This is a genomic window from Pseudomonas sp. Xaverov 259 (genome assembly GCF_019352915.1).
In the GTDB taxonomy this organism is placed as follows: Bacteria; Pseudomonadota; Gammaproteobacteria; order Pseudomonadales; family Pseudomonadaceae; genus Aquipseudomonas.
Window position 1 is genome coordinate 391,906 of sequence record NZ_JAAAFV010000033.1, and the last position, 6,829, is coordinate 398,734.

Sequence of the window (6,829 nt, forward strand, 5' to 3'; positions counted from 1 at the left end):
GCTTGCCGAAAATTGATCGGGCGATCAAGTTTGTGGCGTGTTCTCCAAGGCTCGGCGGTCTTCCTTTTCGCTCATTCTGCGAAAGTAAGTCGACAGCAATGCCCCGGAAATATTGTGCCACACGCTGAACAGCGCGCTCGGCACCGCCGCCAAGGGCGAAAAGTGCGCACTGGCCAATGCGGCGCCCAGCCCGGAGTTCTGCATGCCCACTTCCAGCGCCAGGGATTTACGCTGCGCCAACGGCAGTTTGAACAGGCGGCCGGTGAAGTAACCGAGCAGATAACCGAAACTGTTGTGCAGCATCACCACGGCCATGATCAACAGGCCGGACTCGGCGATCTTCGCCTGGCTCGCGGCAACCACCGCCGCGACGATGATTACGATGCTTACCACTGAGACTAGTGGCAACACCTCCACGGCATGGCGCACCCGGTCGCCCAGCACGCGTTGCGCCACCACGCCCAGCACGATCGGCAGCAACACCACTTGCAGGATCGACCAGAACAGCTCCATGAACGACACCGGCAGCCAGGCCGAGGCCAGCAGCCAGATCAATGCGGGCGTCAGCAGCGGGGCGAGGAGGGTGGTGACGGCGGCGATGGCCACCGACAGCGCCAGGTCGCCCCGAGCCAGCCAGGTCATGACGTTAGACGACGTGCCGCTTGGGCAGCACCCGACCAGGATCACGCCGACGGCAATTTCCGGCGGCAGGTGGAACGCCTGGCACAGCAGCCAGGCAACGCCCGGCATGATCACAAAATGCGCGACTACACCCAGAGCCACACGCCAGGGATGGCGGGCGACTTCGGCGAAGTCTTCCAGTTTCAAGGTCAGCCCCATGCCGAACATCACCAGGCCCAGCAGCGGTACGATGGCGCCTTTGAGGCCAATGAACCAGCCGGGTTCAAGGAAGGCGAGCACCGCGAAAATCAACACCCAGTAGGCGAAGGTATTGCCGACGAAGCGGCTCAAGGCGGCGAGTGCGCGCATGGGGGGTGTCCTTGTTATTAGATTTCGGAAGTGCAAATGTAATCAAATGTGGGAGCTGGCTTGCCTGCGATGGCATCAACTCGGTATGACTGATAGACCGAGGTGTCTGCATCGCAGGCAAGCCAGCTCCCACACTGACTGTGCTCACTTTATGGCGGGTGTTGCTTAGATGCCCTGTGGGGTTTCTTCGCCGCCCAGTGCCTCAACCAGCGCCGGCAGGAACTCACCAAACGTCAGCATCATCAGGGTAAAGCTGGCATCCAGTTGGCCCAATGCCTCGTCGCCGCCGTCCTGTTCAGCCTGGTCTTGCAGCAGGTCTTCGAACTTCAGGCGCTTGACGGTCATTTTGTCGTCGAGCATGAAGGACAACTTGTCCTGCCAGGCCAGGGACAATTGCGTCACGACTTTGCCGGTGGTCAGGTGCAGTTGGATCTCTTCGCCGGTCAGGTCCTGGCGCTTGCAACGCACGATGCCGCCGTCTTCGTGGGTGTCGCGCAGTTCGCATTCGTCGAGGACGAAGAAGTCATCGGCCGGCTTCTGCGTAGTGACCCAGTCGGTCATGATCGCCGTGGGTGCGGTTTTAACCGTCAGCGGGCGTACCGGCAGGGTGCCGATCACTTCACGCAGAGTCGACAGCAAGTCTTCAGCGCGTTTCGGGCTGGCCGAGTTGACCAGGATCAGGCCCTGTTTCGGCGCAATGGCGGCGAAGGTTGACGAGCGACGGATAAAGGCGCGCGGCAGAAAGGCCTGGATGATTTCATCCTTGATCTGGTCGCGTTCCTTCTTATAGACCTTGCGCATTTGCTCGGCCTCGATCTCTTCGACTTTCTCTTTAAGCGCGTCACGCACCACACTACCCGGCAGGATGCGTTCTTCCTTGCGCGCAGCGATCAGCAGGAAGTCACCGCTGACATGCACCAGGGGAGCGTCTTCACCTTTACCAAAAGGCGCGACGAAACCGTAAGTGGTCAACTCCTGGCTTGCACACGGGCGCGCCAGTTTGGTGGCCATGGCCGCTTCCAACGCCTCGGCATCAACAGGCAGATCTTGGGTCAGGCGATAGATAAGCAGGTTCTTGAACCACATGGGGCGAGTCTCTCCTTTATACAAAGGGGGGCATTATTCTCTTGATCCGGGCTGAGGCCAACCCTGCCTAAGCCATTGGAAGGGCTGAAAAAAAAGATTTAAGAAAGTGCTTGCCAGACTTAAGGTCGCTCCGTAGAATGCGCGCCACACCGAAGCGAAGGGTGATTAGCTCAGCTGGGAGAGCGTCTGCCTTACAAGCAGAATGTCGGCGGTTCGATCCCGTCATCACCCACCATTCGTTTCAAGTGTTACGCGCAGCGGTAGTTCAGTCGGTTAGAATACCGGCCTGTCACGCCGGGGGTCGCGGGTTCGAGTCCCGTCCGCTGCGCCATATTCGGCAACCTGGAACACTGAACGCCAGGTCACCACAGAAAGCCCGCTCATTGAGCGGGCTTTTTGCTGTCCGGGGTTTGTAAAAACCAAAAAAACGCCGCCGATCATTTCCGATGATCGGCGGCGTTTTTTTATGGGCGGATCAGAAATCCCAGCGTGTGGTGACCATCACGTTGCGCGGCTCGCCATACGCGGCGGAGTTATAGAAGCCGATATTGGTGTAGTAGGACTTGTCGAAGATATTGTTGAGGTTCAGCGTCGCCGACACGTTCTTGGTGACTTGGTAGCGGGTCATCAGGTCCACCAGCCAATAAGCGTCCTGGGAAAACTCTTCATAGCCTTTGTGCGGGTTGTTGTAGATGTCCTGCCAGCCCACGCTCTGCCAGCGCACGCCGCCGCCGACGGTCAGCTTGTCCAGGTTGCCCTTGAGTTTATAGGTGGTGTAGAGCTTGACCTGGTCCTCTGGCTCGAAGGTAGAAATCTTCACGTCCTTGTCATCGCGCACAACCTTGTGGGTGTACCCGGCCTGCAACTGCCAGCCTGGGGCGATCTCGCCGGACACTTCCACTTCGTAGCCTTTGGTTACCGCCTTGCTGCTTTTATAAGCGTAGTTGGACGGTATCGGCGTCTGGTTGTTGTACTCGTCGTCGGAGAGTGCACGGTTGGATTCGTGGATTTCAAAGTAGGCGGCGCTGGCGTTGAGGCGGCCGTCGAGGAAGTCGGCTTTGAGGCCAAATTCCCAGTTCTGGCCCTCGTCCGGTTCAAGCAGTTTGTTCTCGCGGTCGCGATTGTAGTTTTCCTGCGGCATGAAGATATCGGTGTAGCTGGCGTACACCGAATAGGTGTCGTTCAGGTCATAAATGGCGCCCACATACGGCACGAACCGCCCGGACTCGCGGTAGCTCGGGTTGTTGCCGGTGACCTGGTAGTTGACCACGCGCCCGCCCAGCAACAGCTTGAGGTCGTCGGCGAGGTTCAAGCGTGTGGTGACGTAGGCGCCGGTCTGGCGCACGGTGTCGTCGATCAGTGATTGCGCGCTGCCCCAATCCGGCAGCGTGGCGTGGCCGCGCCAGTGGTTGAAGTCGACGGTATTGGGGGCGAGGTTCCAGTAACCCTTGCCTTTCCACTGCGATGCGCTGATGGAGCCGCCCAGTACCAATTCATGCTCGCGACCGCCGAGGTTGAACGGGCCGCTCACATACAGGTCGGCCGAGTCGCTGACGGTGTCACCGGTATATTTGCCGGAGGTGAGGTTCGCGGTGCCGTCGGGCTGTGGCTGGTCGCCCTGGATCGAGCCCATCAGCGCGTGGTAGCCATTGATCTTGTGATCGAGTTGCAGCTTGCCGACCCAGCCATCACCCAGGTCATGTTCCAGCATGGCAAACACGGTGCGGGTGTATTGCTCCCAACTGCTCCAGTTGGCGGCGTTGTTGAACGAGCGCTTGACGCTGTTGCGCTCGCCCTGGGAATTGATCAGCGGAAAGCTGCCGGACCACGACGAGGCCGTCGGCAACGTGTCCTGATAGTCGCCGCCCACGGTCAGCAGGGTGTCGGGCGACAGGTCGAACTCCATGATGCCGTAGTACGTAGGGCTCTTGCGCGAGTAGCGGTCCATGAACGAGCGCTTGTCTTGATAAGCTGCGACTGCTCGGCCGCGCACATTGCCGCTGTCGGTCATCGGACCGCTCACGTCCAGTTCGCTGCGGTAGTTGTCCCACGAGCCGGCACCGAGGGTGGCGTGGCCCTGGAAATCGGCGGTGGGTTTCTTGCGTACCAGATTGATCGTTGCCCCCAGTGAACCGGCGCCGGTAAGCAGGCCGGTGGCACCTTTGAGCACTTCCACACGGTCGTAGATCGCCATGTCGCTGAGGGTATTGCCCGCCGAGTAGGCGACGTTGCGCGCGGTCGAAGGAATGCCGTCGTACTGGAAGTTATTGATCGAAAACCCGCGCGCGTAATAGTTGCTGCGCTCGGTGTCGAACGCCGACACAGTGATGCCTGGGGTATGGCGCATCACGTCGTCGACGTTGTTCAGGCCAAAGTCATCCATGTGCTGGCGGGTGACCACGCTCACCGATTGCGGGGTTTGTTTGGGCGTCAGTATCAACCGTGTGGAAGTAGCGATCGTACCGGGCGTGTAGGAACCGGTGCCTTCGGTAACGTTACCCAGTTGGGTGGCAGTCACCTCGGTGGGGCCTAGTTCCATGCTGCCGCTGCTGGCCGTCGCAATGGCCTGCAGCGCGTACCCCTGCGCACCTTTAACGGCACGATAACCACTGCCTTGCAGCAACCGATCAAAGCCGTCCTGGGTGGCAAAGTTGCCCTTCAAGCCGGGGCTTTGCAGGCCTTCAAGCGCCTGTGGCTGGAACACAATCGCCACCGCGGCCTGCTGGGCAAAGCGGTTGAGCGAAGTGCCCAGCGGCCCGGCGGGTATGTTGTAGGTTTGGGCGGCGACGTTGACCGTGTCCGCCTGTGCCAGATGAGTGCTCAGGGTGGTCGCGGCCAATATAGCCAGGGAAAGCGGCGCACTTTTCAGCAGGCCAAAGCGCCTGCGTGGGTCAGAAGGGGTGTGCATGGTCAGGGCAATCCTTTACGTGTCGAATTACCTTGCTTGACGGGCAACCCCGAAAAAACCGGAAGCAAATGCGAATAATTATTTATTGGGCGCTGTTTCAGGGCTCACGACCATCAGCCAGGGTGTGAAGTGGCGAACCTTGATCGGCAAGGTTTGCGCCAGCAATTGCAGGGCTTGATCGCTGTCATCCAGTGGTATCACCGCCGATACCCGCAGATTTTGCAGACTGGCGCGATCAAAATGCAGATAGCCGGCCCTATGGCGGGCGATTTCATCCAGCACGTCGGGCAACGGTCGGTTTTCCACCACCAGCTGATGACGGCGCCAGGCTTCATTGACGCTGGCCGGGTCGATACGGCCGCTCAGGCGCACTTCGTTCGAACTCATCCGCGCCTGCGCGCCGGCGTCCACTTCCACTGTCTCCTGAGCGTTCGCACTGTGCGCTGCCACGCGCGACTGCAACATACTCAGTACAGTGACATCCCCCTCACGCTTGACCACAAATCGCGTGCCCAACGCCCGCAACGTGCCTTGCGGGGTCTGCACGATAAAGGGCCGTGCGCTGTCATGGGCGACTTCCACCAGAATCTCGCCTTGCAGCAATTCAATCCGGCGCTGCTGTTGATCGAAATGCAGGTTCGCCGCGCTGATGCCGTTCAGGGTGAGTGTCGAGCCGTCCGCCAGTTGCAGCGTTTGCCACTGGCCGGGGCCGTTACGCACATCGGCCATCCATTGTTGCGGGTACGGGCTGACGAGCAACGCAGCCGCAGGAATCGCCAGGCTGCACGCCAGCAGCAGGGCGCGCACCGCGTTTTTGCCGCGCCCCGCTTTGTGCTGAGCAAATGCTGCGTTGAGTGCAGCCCGCGCGGGTGATTTTTTTGCGCGCAACGCCTGCATCCGGGCAATCACGGCTTCCATGCGCGCAGCGGCTGCGGCGTATTGCGGGCCTTGTTGCTTCCAGCGCTCGAACGCCATGCGCTGGGCTTCGCTCAAATCACCTTCGTGCAGGCGCAGCAGCCATTCGGCCGCCTGTTCTTCGATTTGCTGATGGGTGTCTGGCATGGGCAGTTCAGGTGTCCATGCTGTGGCCGCAATGCACCAGTGCCTGGATCAGGTACTTGCGCACGGTGCGTTCCGACAGTTTGAGCTGGCGGGCGATTTGTTGCTGGGTCATTTCTTCCAGGTAATACAGCACAAACGCCTGTCGCGAGTATGCGTGCATGCCTTCCAGAATAAACGCGATGTGCTCGAGCGCTTCGAGGGTGGTGTGGATTTGCTCCGGCGATTGGAACCCTTCCAGTGCGTCCACCGTGAGCGCCAACTCTTGCAAATAAGCCTGCTCAATCTGTTTACGCCGCGCCTGATCGATCAGCAGGCGTCGCGCCGTGGTACTTAAATAAGCACGCGGTTCACGAATGCTCGCCACGGATTCACGGGCATTAAGAATTCGCGCAAAAGTGTCCTGCGCCAGGTCGGCCGCGTTCTGGCGGCAACCGAGTTTGCGCCGCAACCAACTGAGCAGCCAGCCGTGGTGCTCACTGTAGAGCAGGGTTATTTCCCGTTGGAATGGCGGTTCACCCACAGACATAGGCGCGGCTCAGGTGTTATTGAGAATGGTTTTTAATTGTGCCGCCAAGCAGCGTATAAACGCAATAGACTCGCATTTGGCAGCTTGAAGCCCCGTTTTTCGGGGCGCGGAGGGCGTTGGAGAAATTATTTTAAATAAATTGCATTTAAATCAAGACATTGCAGATTTTTGGTGTATTATGCCGCCCACACCGAAGCGAAGGGTGATTAGCTCAGCTGGGAGAGCGTCTGCCTTACAAGCAGAATGTCGGCGGTTCG

At 59.5% G+C, this 6,829-nt stretch carries 5 protein-coding genes and 3 tRNA genes (1 of these 8 cut by a window edge); 3 read left to right on the forward strand and 5 right to left on the reverse strand.

Translation table 11 applies throughout. The annotated features are described in order from the left end of the window. Nucleotides 1-24: 24 nt before the first annotated feature. Together K0H48_RS15945 and rdgC are read right to left on the reverse strand one after the other, a co-directional pair. Nucleotides 25-990, reverse strand: coding sequence for a bile acid:sodium symporter family protein (locus K0H48_RS15945; protein WP_219268191.1), 966 nt, complete (start codon nucleotides 988-990; stop codon nucleotides 25-27). 165 nt (nucleotides 991-1,155) lie between these two features. Further along, a complete protein-coding gene (gene rdgC, locus K0H48_RS15950; protein WP_003172886.1) occupies nucleotides 1,156-2,076 on the reverse strand; it encodes a recombination-associated protein RdgC in 921 nt (306 codons plus the stop codon). A gap of 159 nt (nucleotides 2,077-2,235) precedes the next feature. Here rdgC and K0H48_RS15955 point away from each other — a divergent pair. Both K0H48_RS15955 and K0H48_RS15960 read left to right on the forward strand, forming a co-directional pair. Continuing rightward, nucleotides 2,236-2,311: transfer RNA gene (locus tag K0H48_RS15955), tRNA-Val, on the forward strand. Between the two features lie 19 nt (nucleotides 2,312-2,330). Further along, nucleotides 2,331-2,407, forward strand: a tRNA-Asp gene (locus K0H48_RS15960). Between the two features lie 144 nt (nucleotides 2,408-2,551). On the opposite strand, the gene K0H48_RS15965 is transcribed toward K0H48_RS15960, so the two are convergent. The 3 genes from K0H48_RS15965 to K0H48_RS15975 form a co-directional block, all read right to left on the reverse strand. Then, a complete protein-coding gene (locus K0H48_RS15965) occupies nucleotides 2,552-4,984 on the reverse strand; it encodes a TonB-dependent siderophore receptor (protein ID WP_219268192.1) in 2,433 nt (810 codons plus the stop codon). Nucleotides 4,985-5,062: 78 nt separating this feature from the next. Beyond that, nucleotides 5,063-6,046: a FecR family protein gene (locus tag K0H48_RS15970; protein WP_219268193.1), complete on the reverse strand. Its 984-nt coding sequence runs from the start codon at nucleotides 6,044-6,046 to the stop codon at nucleotides 5,063-5,065. Nucleotides 6,047-6,053: 7 nt separating this feature from the next. Then, entirely contained in the window at nucleotides 6,054-6,572 is a 519-nt protein-coding gene (locus K0H48_RS15975) for a sigma-70 family RNA polymerase sigma factor (RefSeq protein WP_138815982.1), read from the reverse strand. A gap of 201 nt (nucleotides 6,573-6,773) precedes the next feature. On the opposite strand from K0H48_RS15975, the gene K0H48_RS15980 reads away from it, so the two are divergent. Next, nucleotides 6,774-6,829 (forward strand) — tRNA-Val (locus K0H48_RS15980) (it continues 40 nt past the right edge of the window).